An 18,657-nucleotide genomic window follows, 5' to 3' on the forward strand; every position below is an offset into this window, starting at 1 on the left:
GCCATGACCGACAAGCTCCGCATCGTCGTCGGCTCCGACGACGCCGGCCACCAGTACAAGGAAGCCCTCAAGCAGGACCTGCGCGGCAGCGCCCTGGTCGCCGAGGTCACCGACGTCGGCGTCGACGCCGACGGCCACACCGCCTACCCGAAGGTGGCCATCGCCGCCGCCGAGATGGTCGCCCGGGGCGAGGCCGACCGCGCCCTGCTGGTGTGCGGCACCGGCCTCGGCGTCGCCATCGCCGCCAACAAGGTCAGGGGCATCCGGGCCGTCACCGCCCACGACTCCTTCTCCGTCGAGCGGGCGATCCTCTCCAACAACGCCCAGGTCCTCACCTTCGGCCAGCGCGTCGTCGGCCTCGAACTCGCCCGCCGCCTCGCCGCCGAGTGGCTCACCTACCGCTTCGACGAGAGCTCGGCGTCGGCCGCCAAGGTCCAGCTGATGAGCGACTACGAGACCGCCGACGACGCCGGTGCGGCGAGCGGGAGCGCGGCCGACGGCGGGGCGGCCGCCTGATGCCCGCGCCCGCACCGTCCCCCGTGCTGCTGGGGGTGAGCCTCAAGATGTACTTCGGCCACCACCAGACGCTCAACTGGTCCCGCAGGATCGCGGCCCTCGCCGAGCGGCACCCCGCCGTCACCTCCGGCGCCGCCCGCCTCTTCGTCCTGCCCACCTTCCCGGCCCTGGTCCCCGCCACCGGCATCCTCGCCCCCTACGGCGTGGCGCTCGGCGCCCAGGACATCGCCACCGAGGACAGCGGCCCCTACACCGGCGAGGTCGGCGGTCCCGTCCTCAAGGAGATCGGCTGCCGCTACGCCGAGGTCGGCCACGCCGAGCGGCGCCGTCTGTACGGCGAGGGCGACACCGTCGTCGCCGCCAAGACCGCCGCCGCCCTGCGCAACGGCCTCACCCCCGTCCTGTGCGTCGGCGAACGCGACGCGGCGGACCCGGCCGACGCCGCCTCCCGCACGGTCGCCGAGGCCGAGCGGCTGCTCGGCGGCCTTTCGGGTGCGGTCGTCCTCGCCTACGAGCCGCAGTGGGCGATCGGCGCCCCCGAACCCGCCTCCGCCGATCACATCGCCACCGTCTGCACCGCCCTGCGCGGCTGGCTCGACTCCCAGCCCCGGCACGCCGGTTCCACCGTCATCTACGGCGGCAGCGCGGGCCCCGGACTGCTGACCCGCCTGGCCGGCACCGCCGAGGGCCTGTTCCTCGGCCGCTTCGCCCACGACCCGGCGAACGTCGGGGCGATCCTCGACGAGATCCGCTCCCCGGCCCCGGCGGCGGTGGCGTGATGGCGTACGGCATCAGCACCTACGCCTACTTCTGGCGTCTCTCGTCCCGCGCCCCCGAGCCGACGGGTCTGCCGGACATGCTCCGCGACACGGCGGAGCTGGGCGGCCAGGTCTTCCAGATCTGCGACTACACGCCGATCGAGTCCTACGACCGCGCGCGCCTCGCCGACCTCCGCGACACCGCCGCCGACCTCGGCCTGACCCTCGAACTCGGCACCCGAGGCATCCGTCCCGACCACCTGCTCACGTACCTCGACACGGCGGGCGAGCTGGGCGTGACCCTGGTCCGCTCCATGCTCAACACGGCCGACCACCGCCCGGACACCACCGAGGCGGTGGCCCTCCTGAAGGAGGCCGTGCCCCGCTACGCCGCCGCGGGCGTCACCCTCGGCCTGGAGACCTACGAACAGGTCGCCACCGACGACCTGGTGAGCGTCGTACGCGCCGTCGACGACCCGCACCTCGGCATCGTCCTCGACCCCGGCAACAGCGTCGCCCGGCTGGAACGCCCCGCCGACGTCGTGGCCGCCACCGCGCCGTACGTGGTCAACATCCACGTCAAGGACTTCGCCTTCACCCGCCGCGACGGCTGGGTCGGCTTCACCTACGCCGGCTGCCCGCTCGGCGAGGGACTCCTCGACCACGACGGCATGATCGCCGCGGTGAGTCCCGAGGAGCGCGGCATCAACCAGATCGTGGAGCACTGGCTCCCGTGGCAGGACGAGGGCTACGACGCCACCGCCCGGCTCGAACACCAGTGGACGCAGCACAGCATCAACACCCTCCTGAGGAGCAAGTAATGGCCACCGAGATCCAGACCCGCGCCGACGTGCAGACCGTCGCCGTCATCGGGGCCGCCGGCAAGATGGGCCAGCGTGTCTCCAACAACCTGGTCGACAGCGACTTCCGGGTGCTCTTCAGCGAGGCGTCGCCCACGGGCCAGGAGCTGATCCGCGACCTGGGCCGCGAACTGACCGAGTCCGCCGCCGCCGCGGCCGAGGCCGACGTCGTCATCCTCGCCGTGCCCGACGTGGTCCTCGGCAAGGTGTCCGAGGAACTCGTGCCGCTCATGAAGCCGGGCACCGTCGTCCTCACCCTCGACCCGGCCGCCGCCTACGCCGGACTGCTCTTTGCCCGCGAGGACATCCACTACGCCTGCGCCCACCCCTGCCACCCCTCGGTGTTCCTGGAGCGCACCACCAAGGAGGAGTGGCAGGACACCTTCGGCGGCATCGCCGCCCCGCAGGAGGTCGTCGCCGCCTACGAGGGCGGGGACGCGGCCAAGCAGGAACTCGCCGACTCCGTCATCCGCGTCATGTACGCCCCGGTCGTCGACGTCCACTGGGTCACCGTCAAGCAGCTCGCCGTGCTGGAGCCGACCCTCGTCGAGACCATCGCCTGCATGGTCGGCGCCCTGCTGACCGAGGCCCTGCACGAGACCGTCCACACCGTCGGCGTCCCCGAGAAGGCGGCCCGCGCGATGCTGCTCGGCCACACCCAGGTCGCCCTCGCCAACACCCTGAAGGGCTCCAACCCCTTCTCGGACGCCTGCCTGATCGCCATGGACTACGGCCGCGAGTCCATCGTGCGCGAGGACTGGAAGAAGGTCTTCGACGACGAGGAGCTGGACAAGGTCATCACGCGCATGCTGAGGATCAAGGAGATCAAGCGCTGACCCACCTTACGGGCGACGCCGGAGACCCGCACGGGCCTCCGGCGTCGCCGCGTGCGCTCAGGAGCGGGTGCCGGTGTCGAACTCGCCCCGTACGTCCAGCAGTTCGGACAGGTCCGAGCCCACCGCCAGCTCGCGCGGGGCCGTACCCCGTCGGAACAGCCGGGCGTCGCGCTCACCGCCGAGCACGGCCCGGTCGCCCTCCACCCGCAGCCAGGAACCTTCCCGCAGCCCCAGCACGGGCACGTCGTTCTCCTCCAGGAACTCCCGCAGTCGCTCCTCGCGGGTCTCGCCCTTGTGCGTCGAGCCGGGGTCGGGGTCGAGGTAGTGCGGGTTGATCTGGAACGGGACCAGGCCCAGCGTCTCGAAGGACGGCGGCTCGACGATCGGCATGTCGTTGGTGGTGCGCAGCGAGGGCGCCGCCATGTTGGTCCCGGCGCTGGCCCCCATGTACGGCAGCCCGCCGCGCACGGCCTTGACCAGCGCCTCCCGCAGCCCCGTCCGGTACAGCGCGGAGAGCAGCCGGAAGGAGTTGCCGCCGCCCACGAACACGGCGTCCGCCTCGTCGAGCCGGGCGAGCGGGTCGCCGCCCTCGTGCACGCCCCGCACGTCGATCCCGGCGTCGGCGAGCGCGCCCCTGACCCGCGCGGTGTAGGTGTCGTGGTCGGCCAGCGCGTACGGGACGAAGGCGAGCCGGGCACCGGCGGGCAGGAAGCCGGTCACGGTGTCGAGGGCGTGTTCCAGGTAACCGCGGCCGTGCTGGGTGGAGTTGGACAGGAGCAGGAGATTCACGGGTTCTTCCTCGTCGACGGGGTGGATCGGTGGTGCGTCAGGACGTACGGGGGGCGCGCGGGCGCCGGTGGTGCTGGGGCGGGTGGGTCAGGCGCTGCTCCAGCAGCCGGGCGGCGCGGCGCAGCACCTCCAGCCGGTCCTCGGGCCCCTCGGGGAAGCGCTCCTTGGCGGCGCCGAGGCTGAGGCTGCCGTAGGGCTCCGAGCCGAGGAACACCGGCATGGCGACCGTGCCGATGCCGGCGTCGTACTCGCCGACCGTCCACGCGTAGCCCTGCGCGCGGACCGTGCGGAACTCGCGCTCCAGCTGGTCCGGGTCGGTGACCGTGCGCTCGGTGAAGCGTGCCATCGGACGCCCGCGGAAGAGCCGGTGGCGCTGCTCGTCGGGCAGGAAGGCGTAGAACGACTTGCTGGTGGCGCCCGCGTGCGCCGGGTACAGCTCGCCGACCAGCGGGTAGTAGCGCAGCGGCCCCTCCTCGCCCTCGACGGCCGCGACACAGCGCATGTGGAAGCTGTCGGGCAGGCAGAAGAGCACCGTGTCGCCGGTCGCCGCCCGCAGCTCCTGGAGCACCGGTTCCGCGAGCAGCTCCAGGGAGCCCGAGCGCTCCCAGAGGCGGCCCAGGCGCAGGGCGGCCGGGCCGATCCGGTAGCGGCGGGTCGCGGGGTCCGATACCAGGAAGCCGCGCCCCGCGAGGGTGGACAGCAGCCGCTGGGCGACCGAGGTGTCCCAGCCGAACTCGGCGGCGATCTCGGTGACACCCCAGTCCGGGCGGGTGCGCTCGAACGCCAGCAGCACCAGCAGGGCGCGGTCGACGGTCTGCAGCGCCCCGGCCGGCGTCCTGCGGTCCACGGGTTCAACCGGGCGACCGGCCATGACGGCTCCTCTCAGCCACTTCTCACCATCGCATCTCACCATGCAGACCCGTATTGCAGATAACGGGAAACAGTTGCGGACAACGCTAGTCCATCCCGAACCTGCTTGGGAGCACCGCCCCTGGTGCGGATCAGGAGAACTGCCCATGTTGAAGTACGTCCTGGACCTCGTGGATCTGCTCGACGATCCCGACGCCGACGGCAAGCGCGTCGCCGCCCACCTCGACGCGGTGGCGGGCCCCGAGGGCTCCGGCGCCGAGGTCACCACCGTCACCGGCGAGCGCGGCTCGACGGACTTCGTGCTCGTACGGATACCGGGCCGGGCCGGCCGTACCCGGGGCGGTTCCGCGCGCACGCTCGGCGTGGTGGGGCGGCTCGGCGGCGTCGGGGCGCGCCCGGAGGCCGTCGGCCTGGTCTCCGACGCGGACGGCGCGGTCGCGGCGCTCGCCACCGCCGCCAAGCTGCTCGACATGCGGCGCCGGGGCGACGTGCTCGACGGCGACGTGATCGTGGCCACGCACATCTGCCCGAACGCCCCGACCGCACCGCACGACCCGGTGCCGTTCATGGACTCGCCCGTCGACATCGCGACCATGAACCGGCACGAGGTCACCGGCGAGATGGAGGCCGTGCTCTCCGTCGACACCACCAAGGGCAACCGCATCATCAACCACAAGGGGCTCGCCCTGTCGCCCACCGTCAAGGAGGGCTGGGTGCTCAGGGTGAGCGAGCGGCTCGGCGAGCTGCTGGCCGTGGTGACCGGTGAGCCCTTGGTCACGTACCCCGTGACCACCCAGGACATCACCCCGTACGGTAACGGTGTACACCACATCAATTCGATCCTGCAGCCCGCCACGGCGACGGCCGCACCGGTGGTCGGACTCGCGATCACCTCCGCGGCGGCGGTGCCCGGCTGCCAGACGGGTGCCAGCCACGAGACCGACATCGCGGCCGCCGCCCGGTTCGCCGTCGAGACCGCCAAGGCCTACGGCGGCGGACAGCTCGACTTCCACGACGACCAGGAGTTCGACGCCCTCGTGTCCCGCTACGGCCCGCTGACCCGGCTGCAGACCCTCGGCCGCGAACCCGGGGGGTCGTGATCATGGCCATGCACAAGAACCCCGCCGGCGGGGCCGCCGCCGCGGAAGCGGCCACGGGAGCCGTGGGCAGCGACGACTACGCCCTCTCCCGCGTCCCGCGCGACAAGCGGCTCGGCTTCTGGACCATGCTGCTGCAGTGGCTCGCGCAGTCCGGCTCCATCTCGCAGTTCACCCTCGGCGCCACCATCGGCGTCGGCATGACCTTCGGCGACGCCTTCCTCGCGTTCACCCTCGGCGCGGTGATCCTCGAAGTCGTGATCTTCGCGATCGGCCTCGCGGGCATGCGCGAGGGGCTCGCCACCCCGCTGCTCACCCGCTGGGCGGGCTTCGGCCGCAACGGCTCCGCGCTGGTCAGCCTGGTCATCTCGGTCAGCCTCGTCGGCTGGTTCGGGGTGCAGAACACGATCTTCGGCGACAGCGTGTCCGCGCTCGTCGGCGGTCCCTCCTGGCTGTGGTGCACGGCCGCCGGTGTCGCCATCACGGTGCTGGTCATCTTCGGCTTCAAGTACATGGCCGTCTTCGCGAAGATCGTCACGCCGCTGTTCTTCGCCATGGTCGCCTGGTCGGTCACCGACGCGCTGAGCGACCACTCGTTCTCCGAACTGATCCACTCCCCGGCGCCCGGCGAGACCATCCCGCTCGCCGTCGCCGCGACCGCCATCGCGGGCGGCTTCATGACCGGCGCGATCGTCTCCCCGGAGATGACCCGGTACAACCGCAAGGGCAGCCACGTCTTCCTGCAGAGCGCCTCGTCGATGATCCTCTCCGAGTACATCGTCGGCCTGACCGGTGTCCTGCTCGGCCACCTGGTCGGCAGCGGCCAGGTCTCCCAGATCGTGCTCTCCACCTCCGGCGTCTTCGGCGTGCTCGTCGTCCTGATGTCCACCGCGAAGATCAACGACTGGAACCTGTACGGCTCCTCGCTCGGCGTCGTCAACTTCTTCCAGGTCGTCTTCGGCAAGCGCGTGCACCGGGGCGCGGTCACCATCGTCCTCGGCATCGCGGGCACCCTGCTCTCCGCCGTCGGCATCATGACCCACTTCACCGACTTCCTGTCCGTGCTGGGCGTCGCCATCCCGCCGGTGGGCGGCATCATCGTCGCCGAGTACTGGGTGGTGCGCCGCATGCGGGCACCCCTGGACGCCACCCGCGACGCGGAGACCCTGCCGGCCACCTCGCCGACCTGGGTGCCCATGTCCCTGGTCATCTGGGCGACCGCCTTCTGCGTCGGCAAGTTCTACGACGGCGGCATCCCCGCCCTGAACTCCCTGCTGACCGCCTTCGTCCTCTACTGCGTCCTCGGCCTCGCCGGCTGGATCAGGACATACGGCACCACCGCCCTGGACGACACCGACGAACCCACCCCGGCCGCCACCGGCACGGCCACCGTAGGAGCACCGTGAGCACCACCGCACCCGCAGTCGTCCCGGCCTCCGAGGAGGCACAGCGGGAGGTCGTCGACCTGTGCGCGGAGCTGATCCGCTTCGACACCTCCAACCCCACCAGCGACGAGCGGGCCTGCGCCGACTGGGTCGTGGCCCGCCTCGCCGAGGCGGGCATCGCCTCCGAGCTGGTGGAGAGCGCCCCGGGCCGCGCCAACGTCGTCGCCCGCATTCCCGGCGCCGACACCTCCCGCGGCGCCCTGCTGGTCCACGGCCACCTGGACGTCGTGCCGGCCGACGCCGCCGAGTGGCGGGTGCCGCCGTTCTCCGGCGAGATCCAGGACGGCTACCTGTGGGGCCGCGGCGCGATCGACATGAAGGACACGGTGGCCGTGATGCTGGCCACCGCCCGGCACTTCGCCCGCACCGGCACCCGGCCCGCCCGCGAGATCGTCCTCGCCTTCCTCGCCGACGAGGAGGCGGGCGGCAAGTTCGGTGCCCACTGGCTGGTGGAGCACCGGCCGGAGCTGTTCGCCGGGGTCACCGAGGCGATCGGCGAGGGCGGCGGCTTCAGCTACGCGCTGGACGACACCCGGCGCCTCTACCCGATCGAGAACGCCCAGCGCGGCATGGCCTGGATGGAGCTGACGGCCGCCGGGCGCGCCGGGCACGGGTCCTCCCCGAACGACGAGAACGCCGTCACCGACCTGGCCGAGTCCCTCACCCGCATCGGGCGCCACACCTTCCCCGTCCGGCTGATCGAACCGGTGCGCGCGCTGCTCGCCGAGGCGGCCCGCCTCCAGGCGGTCGACCTCGACCTCGACGCCGAGGACCTGGAGGCGGAACTGGCCAAGCTCGGACACGTGGCCGACTTCATGCAGGTCGTGCTGCGCAACTCGGCCAACCCGACCATGTTCACCGCGGGCTACCAGACCAACGTCATCCCGGGCCGGGCCACGGCCCGCGTCGACGGCCGCTTCCTGCCCGGCCACGAGCAGGAGCTGATCGACACGATCGACGCCCTGCTCCTGCCCTCGGTGTCCCGCGAGTGGGTCAACCACGACATCGCGATGGAGACCTCCTTCGACGGGCCCCTCGTCGACGCCATGTGCGCCGCCGTCCGCGCCGAGGACCCCGACGGCCACCCGGTGCCGTACTGCAATCCGGGCGGCACCGACGCCAAGGCCTTCACCAGGCTCGACATCCGCTGCTTCGGCTTCAAGGGGCTCAAGCTGCCCCACGACCTCGACTACGGGCGGCTCTTCCACGGCGTCGACGAGCGGGTGCCGCTGGAGGGTCTGCGCTTCGGCGTACGGGTGATGACCCGGCTGTGGCAGGACTGCTGACGGGTCAGGCCGGCGGGGAATGCCCCGGCGGCCGTCGGGGTTGTGATGCGTGACTGACATGCGCGGGACAGAACGGCAGCCCGCGCCGCGGTCGGAAGGAGCACCATGGCACGCAGCACCGCACGCCCGGTCGTCAAGCTGAAGTCGACCGCCGGCACCGGCGTCACCTACGTCACCCGCAAGAACCGCCTCAACGACCCCGACCGGCTCGTCCTGCGCAAGTACGACCCGGTGGCGGGAGAGCACGTGCCGTTCCGCGAGGAACGCTGAACGGCACGTCGAGACGTGCCGAGGAGAGCCGAGAAGTGAGGAGGCAGTCGTGAAGGTCCGCAACTCCCTGCGCGCCCTCAAGGCCAGGCCCGGCGCCCAGGTGGTGCGCCGCCGGGGCGTGACGTACGTGATCAACAAGAAGGACCCGCGCTTCAAGGCCCGCCAGGGCTGAGCACCCGCGCGCTCGACGGCCCGGCCCGCGATCCACGGGGCCGGGCCGTGGCGTGCACGCCCGTGCACGCGGCCGGGATCAGCCGTCCACGTCGACGCCGCAGCCCCGGGCGAGGGCGCCCAGGCCGTGGTCGTAGCCCTGGCCGACGGCCCGCAGCCGCCAGCTGTGCCGCGCCGGTCTGCTCGCCGTCGGCGTCCAGGGTCACCACGGCCACGGACAGCACCCGGTCACGGCGCGGTACGAGACCCGAGGTCTCCACATCGACCAGCGCCCACGCGAAGGCGTAGTCGCGCAGGTCGGACAGATCGGAGGCGGCAGACCCGAGAGACATGGAGGAAGGAGGGAGGTATATCCACATCTCCTTCAACTCGAACGACCATTGATCATGTTCTGCGGCTTACGTGACCCGTGTCCCCGGACAGGTCGCCGGACGCTCCGGGCCTCCTGACACACTGCTGGGCGCGCCACCCGCCCAGGCCCCAGGAGGACTTCGTCATGACCGAGCAGCCGCTCGACCGTGCCGCCCGGATCGAGCACCGGTTCAACGCGCGCTTCGCCGAGTACTTCGACACGCTGGGCACGGCGCTGGACGCCCCGGCCTTCAGCCGGTTCACCCCCGACTGCGTCGGGCTGCTGCGCGACCTGTCGCTGCGCGGCGGCAAGCGGATGCGGGTCGTGCTGCTGCACGAGGCGGCGCGCCTGGTGACCGCCGAGCCGGTGGACGGGCTGGACGCCGCCGCGCTGAGCATCGAACTGCTGCAGACCCACGGCCTGGTGCACGACGACCTCATCGACGACAGCGCCACCCGCCGGGGCGGCCCCACCACCTACTACGCCTACCGGGAGCGGTTCCCCGGGCGTCCGCGGGCGGCCCTCGGCCTCACCGTGCTCGCGGGCGACCTCGCCCTCGCCCTCTCCCTGCGCGTACTGCTGGACGCCGCGCTGCCCGTCGCGGTGCGTCATGCCATGGTCGAGGTCCAGACCCGGGCGGCGACCGACACCTTCGTGGGCCAGATCACCGACCTGGAACGGGACTTCACCGCCGCGGTCCCGGACGCGGAGATGCTGCACGACGTCGCCGACCACAAGACCGCCCGCTACTCGGTCCTCGCACCGATGCGCCTGGGCCTCCTGGCGGCGGGCGCCGAACCGGGCGCCCACGAGGACGAGCTGCGCCGGTACGCGCGGCTGGTCGGCATCTGCGGGCAGATGCGCGACGACTGGCTGGACCTGTTCGGCGACGAGGGGACCACGGGCAAGCCGACGGGCGGCGACATCCGCGAGGGCAGGCACACGTACACCGTCGTCCGCCTGCTGTCCGCCGTGAGCGGCTCCGAGCGGGACTTCGTCGACAGGGCCCTGGGCGATCCGGCCTGCACGCCGGAGACCATTGCCGAGATCCGTGCGATCGGCGAGCGCGCCGGCGTCGCCGACCGGATGCGTGCCGACATGCGGCAGTACGCCGAGCGGGCCCGGCTGGTGGCTCAGGGCTGGCGTCCGCGGTGGCGCGAGGACGCCGTCGCCTTCTTCGAGCTGCTGCCGCGGTGGAGCGTCGAACGCTCCGCCTGACACCTGTTCCCCACATCGCTCAAAGGGGTATTCGGGATCTTCCGCCCCGTTCGTCCGGTCATGCTCTGACCGGGCGCGCAGTGGACCGGGCGCGTCCGTGACCACGTGAGCGACTGGGGCGGAAGAATGACGCATTCGAGACGACAGGGACCGGGCGGGGACGACCGGGCGCTGCTGCTGGTCGCCGGGTTCGCCGACCTGGCGGTGAGCACGATCGGCTCGGCGGTGGGCGGGCTGCGCGGGCTCCTGGGCCGCTCGGACACCACCGACCTGGTACGGGAGGCGGAGCAGGACCTCCAGGCCCGGGGCAGGCTGGCCCTGGACCGGTGCGCTCATGTGCCGCCCGCCCACCTGGAGGTTCTCGCCCAGCAGGTGGAGGCCCGCCGGGCAGCCGAAGACGGCGATGTCTGACCGCTGGGACCAGACGGGCCTCAAAACCCGCGTCGACGGGGTCCTGCGGAGCTTCCTGGACGAGGAGGCCGCCCACCTGGCGGCGGTCGACGCGGCCCTCGCGCCCGTGGCCGACCAGCTGCGGAAGGCGGCCGGACACGGCAAACGGCTGCGGGCGGCCTTCTGCTACTGGGGCTGGCGGGCGGCCGGACAGCCCGAGAGCGACGCGCTCGTACGGGCGGCGGCCTCCATGGAACTGGTGCACGCCGCCGCGGTCGTCCACGACGACCTCATCGACGACAGCCGCCTGCGCCACGGCCTGCCCACCGCCCACGTCGCCCTGGAAGCCGTACTCGCCCGGGACGGCCGCCCCGACGCCCGCACGGCGGCGCGGTCCCTGGCCATGCTGGTGGGCGATCAGCTGATGGTCCTCGCCGGCCTCCTGTTCACCACCAGCGGTCTGCCGGCCGCCTATCTCGCCCGCGCCCGCGACCTGTGGGTCGTGCTCGCCCGTGAACTCGTCGCCGGCGAGTGCCTGGAGATCCTGCACACCGGTGGACCCCCGGACACCGGGACCTCCCTGAAGGTCGTCCGCTACAAGACCGCCAAGTACACCGTCGAGCACCCCCTGCTCATCGGCGGCCTGCTGGCCGGCGCCGCCCCCGCGCTGCGGGACACCTACCGGGCCTACGCACTGCCGCTCGGGGAGGCCTTCCAGCTGCGCGACGACCTGCTCGGCCTGTTCGGGGACCCGGAACGGACCGGGAAGGCGAGTCTGGACGACCTGCGCGCCCACCGGCCCACCGCACTGCTGGCCGAGACCTGGAAGGCCGCCGACGCGTCCCAACGGCAGTGGCTGCGCCGCCTGCTGGGCCGCGACGACCTGGACGCGACCCACCTGCACGACGTGCGCCGGCTCATGCGGGAGCTGAACGCGCCGCAACGGGTCGAGCAGATGATCGCCGACCGTGTGGAGCGGGCCACCCGGGCCCTGGACGGCGCCGGGACACCACCGCACGCGCGCCGGGCCCTGCGCGAACTCGCCCAGCAGGCCACCGACCGCACGCACTGACGAGGAGACCGCGATGCCCCACACCGAGAAGTCGATGGACGCCCTGCGCCGCAGCGGTGACGAACTGGCCGACGCGGTCGTCGCCACCCTCTTCGAGCGCGGCGAGGTCGGCACGTTCAACGCACTGATGCGCTACGTCTCCACCACCGGCCAGGACCTCCCGGACGGCCTCCCCGGCGTCGCCCGGGAGTACCTGCGGGTGACCGGCACCCCGCCCGACTGGGTGGACTGGGCCGAGATGGAGAGGGCCCGCCTGTTCTTCATCGACAACAACGTGCACATCTCCACCGCGCTGTCGTTCGCGTCGATGCCCGCCTGCTACCTGGTCCCGCACGTGGCCCGGTTGCTGTCGGCCACCCACGGCCTGAACTATCCCTCCAAACGCATGGCCGAGACCGGCCAGTTCACCGTCTACCTCATGCGGCCCGACGCCTTCGAGTCCGGCGGACGCTTCGTCCCGGCCGCCCAGAAGGTACGTCTGCTGCACGCCGCCATCCGCCACCACCTGAAGCGGGAGGACCGCTGGGACACGGACACCCTCGGCGTCCCCATCTGCCAGGAGGACATGATCGGCGGGCAGATGTTCTTCTCCCTGCTGGTCCTGGACAGCCTGCACCGACTCGGCATCCACATGTCCGCCGAGGGCGCGGACGCCTACTACTACGCCTGGCGCGTCGTCGGCGCCATGCTCGGCGTCGACCAGGCGGCCGTCCCCGCCACGCTCGACGAGGCACGCCGGTTCCTCGACCTGTACATGCTGCGTCACATGGGCCCCTCCGAGGAGGGCGCCCACCTGACGAGGCAACTGATCGACCTCTACGAGGAAGTCGTCCCCGGCACCCTCTTCGACCCGGTCGTCTCCGCGTTGATCCGCTACCTCGTCGGCGACACGTGCGCCGACTGGCTGGACGTGCCCCGCACCACCTGGGACACCCTGGTCAAGGCCGCCCCGCACCTGCTCGGCGTCCTGGAGACGATTGAGGACCGCTCTCCGCTGGGCGCGTGGGCCCTGGACCGGCTCGGCCACCTCACCACGGCACTCGAACTGTCCTCCCTCACCCGCGGACGCGTCATGCACTACGCCATCCCCGAGCAGCTGAGGAAGGAGTACGGCGTCTCCGGCGCCGCCGCCCGCACCCGCCGCTGGACCCCGCCGCCCCCGACCGTCTCCTGAGCCGCCGCACCCGCCGGTCCGTCGGCACCGTCGGCTGTCAGTGGGACCTCGTACGGTGTGATCAGTGGAACCCGCGGAACACGCCGCGGGACCGACCGGGGAGAGGTCTGCCATGTCGAGGACGTACCTGGAGCTGTCGCAGGACGACGGGAGCGCGCACAAGTTCTACGAAGTCACCGTCCAGGGACAGGTCGTGACGGTGCGCTACGGCCGGATCGGCGCGGCAGGACAGACCCAGACGTCGACCTTCCCCACCGCGCAGAAGGCCGAGGCGGCGGCCGCCAAGAAGATAGGCGAGAAGGTGCGCAAGGGCTACGAGGCCGCCGTGCAGGGACAGCGCGCGCCCCGCGCGGTCAGCCGCCGGCAGGTGGCCTCCGCACCGTCCACCGCCCGCGCGGTCGCACCGGTCCTGTGGCGGTTCCGCACCGGCTCCGCGGCCTTCGGCATCCACATCGACGAGGACCGGTGCTGGGTGGGCAACCAGGCGGGCGACGTCTACACCCTCGCCCACGGCGGCGAGGTCCTCGCCCGCTACCAGCTGCCGGACGGCGTCAAGTGCCTGGTCGCCGACGACTTCTGGATCTACGCCGGCTGCGACGACGGCCGGGTCTACGACCTGTCGTCCAAACTGCCGTTTGCCGCCTACGACATCGCGGCCGACGTGGACATCTTCTGGCTCGACATCCACGAGGGCGTGCTGAACGTCGCGGACCGCGCCGGACGGCTCACCGTGATCGACCACGAGGACGAACACCAGTGGTCCCGCGGCGGACGCGGTGAGCACGCGTGGATGGTGCGCGCCGACGACCGGGCCGTCTACCACGGGCACACCCGCGGCGTGACCGCCCACTCCCCGGACGGCGGCGTCGAGTTGTGGCACACGCCCACCCAGGGAGCCGTGCTCTTCGGCTGGCAGGAGGACGACGCGGTCTACGCGGGAACGGCGCGGCACACGGTCCAGCGGCTGTCCAAGGCCACCGGTGGCATCGAGGCGACGTACCACTGCGACAGCCCGGTGTACTCGTGCGCCACTTCTCCCGGCGGCCGGTTCGTCTTCGCCGGCGACTCCGCGTCCTCGGTGTACTGCTTCGACCGGGATGGCACCCGGCTGTGGAAGCTGGGCACGGGCGGCGGCTCCGCCCTGTCCATGCAGTACCGCGACGAGCGGCTGTTCCTCGTCACCACCGACGGCTCCCTGGTGTGCGTGGACGCGAGCGAGGCGGCGGTCACGGCGGCGCAGCAGGGCTCGGTGCCCGTCGTCCGGGACGTGAAGCTCGCGGCCACCCTGCCGACGTACGCGCCCGCCACCGCCGCCACCGCCGTGACGACCGTGACCGTGGCGCCCGCGGGCTCCGTCGTGGTCGAGTGCGTCCAGGAGAACGGCCGTACCCGGATCCATGTGGTGACGGAAGGGTACGACCGATCGTGGAACGTCCAGTTCCCGAGGGCGATCCGGGAGCCGGGCGCGCGCTACGTGGTCGATGCGCTGCACGCCGCGTCGGGCGGCTTCTACCGGGTGCGCGGTGACATCAGGCGACTGCGGTGACGGCGCGGGGCCGCGTCGGGCGATCGGGGCCGCCCGTCATGAGGCGCTGCGCAGCGCGCGGTTGCGGCGCACGGAGGACCAGAAGGAGGCGCCGATGAGCACGACGCCGACGAGGCCGGTGACGATCTCGTTGATCTCGTACTGGATGGTGACGAGGAGGATCAGCGACAGGGCGCCGATGGCGTAGTGGGCGCCGTGCTCCAGGTAGACGTAGTCGTCGAGGGTGCCCTGGCGGACCAGGTAGACCGTGAGCGACCGGACGTACATGGCGCCGATGCCCAGGCCGAGGGCCATCAGGACGATGTCGTTGGTGATGGCGAAGGCGCCGATGACACCGTCGAAGGAGAAGGAGGCGTCCAGGACCTCCAGGTAGAGGAACATGAAGAACGCCGCCTTGCCCGCCAGCTTGACGGGGGAACCGGGCCGCCCCGCCCGTTCCGCGTCCTTCTCCGCCCTCTTCTCCGCCTCCTGTTCGCGCTCCTCCTCGTCCTCGAGGCGTTGCTCGAAGAAGCCGGAGAGACCGCCCACGACCATGTAGGTGATCAGCCCGGCGACGCCCGCGAGCAGGACCGTCTCCGCCTTGTCGGCGTGCGTGCCGCCGTGCTGGTGGGCGTGGGCGCCGAAGGTGGTCGCGGAGACGAGTAGCACGACCAGGGCGATGCAGACCGACAGCATGTCGACCCTGCCGAGCTTGGCCAGCGGACGCTCCAGCCACCCCAGCCACTTGATGTCCCGTTCCTCGAAGACGAAGTCGAGGAAGATCATCATCAGGAACATGCCGCCGAAGGCCGCGATCGACGGATGGGCGTCCGTCACCAGCTCCTGGTAGCGGTCCTTGTCGGTGAGCGCCAGGTGCACCGCGCTCCAGGGGCTCAGCCGGGCACTGACCGCCACGATCACCACCGGGAAGACCAGCCGCATCCCGAACACCGCGATCACGATGCCCACCGTGAGGAAGATCCGCTGCCAGAAGGCGTTCATCTTCTTCAGGATCCCGGCGTTGATCACCGCGTTGTCGAAGGACAGCGAGATCTCCAGGACGGACAGGATCGCCACGATGCCGAGGGCGGTCCAGCCGTCGTAGAGCACGCCCGCGGCCAGGCCGAGGGCCGTGACGGCGAAAGCCCAGCGGAACGTCTTCAAAAGCACCGGCCACTCATTCCTGTCGTCGTGCCGTACGGGGCGGCATCACCTGCCAGTGCCCGCCACGCACGTTGTTTACCACGCTGGAGTCGTTCGTTTCCTTGAGCCGTTCGTGTCCCAGGGAGTAGGTTCGCCGCCATGACGGCATCCCGGAACTCCCGGAAACCGGCCACCGCCGACGAGCTGCGCCGGGCGGGACTGCGGGTGACCGCCGCCCGTGTCGCGCTGCTCGAGACCGTCCGGGCGGGGGACCACCTCGACGCCGAGGCTCTCACCTCCGGGGTGCGCCGACGCGTGGGACACGTCTCCCTCCAGGCCGTGTACGACGCCCTGCACGCCCTCACCGCGGCACGGCTCGTGCGCCGTATCGAACCGCCCGGCAGCCCGGCGCGGTTCGAGGGACGGGTCGGTGACAACCACCACCACGTCCTGTGCCGGTCCTGCGGCGCCCTCGCCGACGTCGACTGCGCCGTCGGCGGCGCGCCCTGTCTGACCGCCTCGGACGACCGCGGCTTCGTGATAGACGAGGCCGAGGTCATCTACCGGGGCCTGTGCCCCGACTGCTCCACCCCCGGCAGTTCCCCCGCACCCTGATCCGCCCCGTTCGGAAGGATTCCCCTCCCATGTCCGAGAACCACGACGCCATCGTGACCGACGCGAAGACCGAGGAGACGGACGGCTGCCCGGTCGCCCACGGACGCGCCCCGCACCCCACGCAGGGCGGCGGAAACCGTCAGTGGTGGCCGGAGCGCCTCAACCTGAAGATCCTCGCCAAGAACCCCGCCGTCGCCAACCCGCTGGGTGAGGAGTTCGACTACGCCGAGGCCTTCGAGGCCCTCGACCTCGCGGCCGTGAAACGGGACATCGCCGAGGTGCTGACCACCTCGCAGGACTGGTGGCCCGCCGACTTCGGCAACTACGGCCCGCTGATGATCCGGATGGCCTGGCACAGCGCGGGCACCTACCGCATCAGCGACGGCCGCGGCGGCGCGGGCGCCGGCCAGCAGCGCTTCGCCCCGCTCAACAGCTGGCCCGACAACGGCAACCTGGACAAGGCCCGCCGCCTGCTGTGGCCGGTCAAGAAGAAGTACGGCCAGAACCTCTCCTGGGCCGACCTGCTGGTCCTCACCGGCAACGTCGCGCTGGAGACGATGGGCTTCGAGACCTTCGGCTTCGCCGGCGGCCGCGCCGACGTGTGGGAGGCCGAGGAGGACGTCTACTGGGGCCCCGAGACCACCTGGCTCGACGACCGGCGCTACACCGGCGACCGCGAGCTGGAGAACCCGCTCGGCGCCGTCCAGATGGGTCTGATCTACGTCAACCCGGAGGGCCCCAACGGCAACCCGGACCCGATCGCCGCCGCCCGCGACATCCGCGAGACCTTCCGCCGCATGGCGATGAACGACGAGGAGACCGTCGCGCTCATCGCCGGCGGACACACCTTCGGCAAGACCCACGGCGCCGGCCCGGCCGACGCCGTCGGCGACGACCCCGAGGCCGCCGCCATGGAGCAGCAGGGCCTCGGCTGGAAGAGCACCCACGGCACGGGCAAGGGCGGCGACGCCATCACCTCCGGCCTGGAGGTCACCTGGACCAGCACGCCCACCCAGTGGGGCAACGGCTTCTTCAAGAACCTCTTCGAGTTCGAGTACGAGCTGGAGCAGAGCCCGGCCGGCGCCAACCAGTGGGTCGCCAAGGACGCACCGGAGATCATCCCCGACGCGCACGACCCGGCCAAGAAGCACCGCCCCAGGATGCTCACCACCGACCTGTCGCTGCGCCTCGACCCGATCTACGGGCCGATCTCCCGCCGGTTCTACGAGAACCCGGAGGAATTCGCGGACGCCTTCGCCCGCGCCTGGTTCAAGCTGACCCACCGCGACATGGGCCCGAAGTCCCTGTACCTCGGCCCGGAGGTCCCCGAGGAGACCCTGATCTGGCAGGACCCGCTGCCCGAGCCCGAGGGCGAGGTCATCGACGCCGAGGACGTCGCCACCCTCAAGACCAAGCTCCTCGAGTCCGGCCTGTCGGTGTCGCAGCTGGTGACCACCGCGTGGGCATCGGCGTCCACCTTCCGCGGGAGCGACAAGCGCGGCGGTGCCAACGGCGCCCGCATCCGCCTCGAACCGCAGCGCGGCTGGGAGGTCAACGAGCCCGACGAGCTGGCGCAGGTGCTGCGCGTCCTGGAGGGCGTCCAGCGGGAGTTCAACTCCGGGTCCGGCGCCAAGAAGGTCTCCCTGGCCGACCTGATCGTCCTCGGCGGCTCGGCCGCGGTCGAGAAGGCCGCCAAGGAAGCCGGCTTCCCGGTGGAGGTCCCCTTCGCCGCGGGCCGCGTGGACGCGACGGAGGAGCACACCGACGCCGAGTCGTTCGAGGCCCTCGAACCGACCGCCGACGGGTTCCGCAACTACCTGGGCAAGGGAAACCGGCTGCCCGCCGAGTTCCTGCTCCTCGACCGGGCGAACCTGCTCACCCTGAGCGCGCCCGAGATGACCGTCCTCGTCGGCGGCCTGCGCGTGCTGGGCGCGGGACACCAGCAGTCCCAGCTCGGCGTCTTCACCCGCACGCCCGGCTCGCTGACCAACGACTTCTTCGTCGACCTGCTCGACCTGGGCACCACCTGGAAGTCGACGTCCGAGGACCGGACCACCTTCGAGGGCCGCGACGCCGCCACCGGCGAGGTCAAGTGGGCCGGCAGCCGCGCCGACCTGGTCTTCGGCTCCAACGCCGAGCTGCGGGCGCTCGCCGAGGTCTACGCGAGCGACGACGCGGGCGAGAAGTTCGTGCACGACTTCGTCGCCGCCTGGGTGAAGGTCATGAACCTCGACCGTTTCGACCTGGCCTGATCCACCCCGCCCCGCCCG

19 protein-coding genes are annotated in these 18,657 nt (G+C 71.8%); 16 read left to right on the forward strand and 3 right to left on the reverse strand.

What is annotated here, in order from left to right:
- Nucleotides 1-3 precede the first annotated feature (3 nt).
- Genes R2E43_RS36235 through R2E43_RS36250 form a run of 4 tightly spaced genes read left to right on the forward strand, consistent with a single transcriptional unit; the run spans nt 4 to nt 2,970 of the window.
- The gene (locus R2E43_RS36235) at nt 4-516 is read left to right on the forward strand and encodes a ribose-5-phosphate isomerase (protein WP_003978283.1); all 513 of its coding nucleotides are present in this window, start codon (nt 4-6) and stop codon (nt 514-516) included.
- Complete coding sequence (locus R2E43_RS36240) at nt 516-1,295, forward strand: triose-phosphate isomerase family protein (RefSeq protein ID WP_332056987.1); 780 nt, start codon at nt 516-518, stop codon at nt 1,293-1,295. Before R2E43_RS36235 ends, R2E43_RS36240 begins: the two co-directional genes overlap by 1 nt.
- Nucleotides 1,295-2,095 (forward strand): sugar phosphate isomerase/epimerase family protein, encoded by an 801-nt coding sequence (locus tag R2E43_RS36245; RefSeq protein WP_011027215.1) that lies wholly within the window; start codon nt 1,295-1,297, stop codon nt 2,093-2,095. The genes R2E43_RS36240 and R2E43_RS36245 overlap by 1 nt, the downstream gene beginning before the upstream one ends.
- Complete coding sequence (locus R2E43_RS36250) at nt 2,095-2,970, forward strand: phosphogluconate dehydrogenase C-terminal domain-containing protein (protein WP_011027214.1); 876 nt, start codon at nt 2,095-2,097, stop codon at nt 2,968-2,970. The genes R2E43_RS36245 and R2E43_RS36250 overlap by 1 nt, the downstream gene beginning before the upstream one ends.
- A 57-nt stretch (nt 2,971-3,027) precedes the next feature.
- Here R2E43_RS36250 and pepE read toward each other — a convergent pair whose 3' ends face one another.
- Complete coding sequence (gene pepE / locus R2E43_RS36255; protein WP_011027213.1) at nt 3,028-3,759, reverse strand: dipeptidase PepE; 732 nt, start codon at nt 3,757-3,759, stop codon at nt 3,028-3,030.
- Nucleotides 3,760-3,796: 37 nt separating this feature from the next.
- Nucleotides 3,797-4,630 carry an IclR family transcriptional regulator gene (locus R2E43_RS36260; protein WP_003978288.1) on the reverse strand — a complete coding sequence of 278 codons (834 nt, stop codon included), beginning with the start codon at nt 4,628-4,630 and terminating at the stop codon, nt 3,797-3,799.
- Between the two features lie 145 nt (nt 4,631-4,775).
- On the opposite strand from R2E43_RS36260, the gene R2E43_RS36265 reads away from it, so the two are divergent.
- From R2E43_RS36265 to R2E43_RS36310, 10 genes are all read left to right on the forward strand, one after another.
- On the forward strand, nt 4,776-5,729 hold the full coding sequence (locus tag R2E43_RS36265; RefSeq protein WP_011027212.1) for a DUF1177 domain-containing protein: 954 nt from the start codon (nt 4,776-4,778) through the stop codon (nt 5,727-5,729).
- 2 nt (nt 5,730-5,731) lie between these two features.
- Nucleotides 5,732-7,132, forward strand: a complete 1,401-nt coding sequence (locus tag R2E43_RS36270; protein ID WP_408649132.1) for a cytosine permease — start codon at nt 5,732-5,734, stop codon at nt 7,130-7,132.
- Entirely contained in the window at nt 7,129-8,457 is a 1,329-nt protein-coding gene (locus tag R2E43_RS36275; protein WP_332056989.1) for a M20/M25/M40 family metallo-hydrolase, read from the forward strand. The genes R2E43_RS36270 and R2E43_RS36275 overlap by 4 nt, the downstream gene beginning before the upstream one ends.
- Nucleotides 8,458-8,562: 105 nt before the next feature.
- Entirely contained in the window at nt 8,563-8,727 is a 165-nt protein-coding gene (rpmG, locus tag R2E43_RS36280; protein ID WP_003978292.1) for a 50S ribosomal protein L33, read from the forward strand.
- Between the two features lie 49 nt (nt 8,728-8,776).
- Nucleotides 8,777-8,899, forward strand: a complete 123-nt coding sequence (gene ykgO, locus R2E43_RS36285) for a type B 50S ribosomal protein L36 (protein WP_003978293.1) — start codon at nt 8,777-8,779, stop codon at nt 8,897-8,899.
- 495 nt (nt 8,900-9,394) lie between these two features.
- Nucleotides 9,395-10,468, forward strand: a complete 1,074-nt coding sequence (locus R2E43_RS36290; RefSeq protein ID WP_332056990.1) for a polyprenyl synthetase family protein — start codon at nt 9,395-9,397, stop codon at nt 10,466-10,468.
- Nucleotides 10,469-10,594: 126 nt separating this feature from the next.
- Nucleotides 10,595-10,879: a polyprenyl synthetase gene (locus R2E43_RS36295; RefSeq protein WP_332056991.1), complete on the forward strand. Its 285-nt coding sequence runs from the start codon at nt 10,595-10,597 to the stop codon at nt 10,877-10,879.
- Nucleotides 10,872-11,930, forward strand: coding sequence for a polyprenyl synthetase family protein (locus tag R2E43_RS36300; RefSeq protein ID WP_332056992.1), 1,059 nt, complete (start codon nt 10,872-10,874; stop codon nt 11,928-11,930). The genes R2E43_RS36295 and R2E43_RS36300 overlap by 8 nt, the downstream gene beginning before the upstream one ends.
- A gap of 13 nt (nt 11,931-11,943) precedes the next feature.
- Nucleotides 11,944-13,104, forward strand: coding sequence for an oxygenase MpaB family protein (locus R2E43_RS36305; protein ID WP_003978298.1), 1,161 nt, complete (start codon nt 11,944-11,946; stop codon nt 13,102-13,104).
- A 112-nt stretch (nt 13,105-13,216) separates the two neighbouring features.
- Nucleotides 13,217-14,650 carry a WGR domain-containing protein gene (locus R2E43_RS36310; RefSeq protein WP_003978299.1) on the forward strand — a complete coding sequence of 478 codons (1,434 nt, stop codon included), beginning with the start codon at nt 13,217-13,219 and terminating at the stop codon, nt 14,648-14,650.
- A 36-nt stretch (nt 14,651-14,686) separates the two neighbouring features.
- Here R2E43_RS36310 and R2E43_RS36315 read toward each other — a convergent pair whose 3' ends face one another.
- Nucleotides 14,687-15,799, reverse strand: a complete 1,113-nt coding sequence (locus tag R2E43_RS36315) for a DUF475 domain-containing protein (RefSeq protein ID WP_003978300.1) — start codon at nt 15,797-15,799, stop codon at nt 14,687-14,689.
- 132 nt (nt 15,800-15,931) lie between these two features.
- Between R2E43_RS36315 and R2E43_RS36320 the strand changes: the two genes are divergently transcribed.
- Entirely contained in the window at nt 15,932-16,387 is a 456-nt protein-coding gene (locus R2E43_RS36320; RefSeq protein ID WP_030862740.1) for a Fur family transcriptional regulator, read from the forward strand.
- A gap of 29 nt (nt 16,388-16,416) precedes the next feature.
- The gene (katG, locus tag R2E43_RS36325) at nt 16,417-18,639 is read left to right on the forward strand and encodes a catalase/peroxidase HPI (protein WP_332056993.1); all 2,223 of its coding nucleotides are present in this window, start codon (nt 16,417-16,419) and stop codon (nt 18,637-18,639) included.
- Nucleotides 18,640-18,657 lie beyond the last annotated feature (18 nt).

The sequence above is a fragment of the Streptomyces violaceoruber genome, assembly GCF_033406955.1.
Classification (GTDB): Bacteria; Actinomycetota; Actinomycetes; order Streptomycetales; family Streptomycetaceae; genus Streptomyces; species Streptomyces violaceoruber.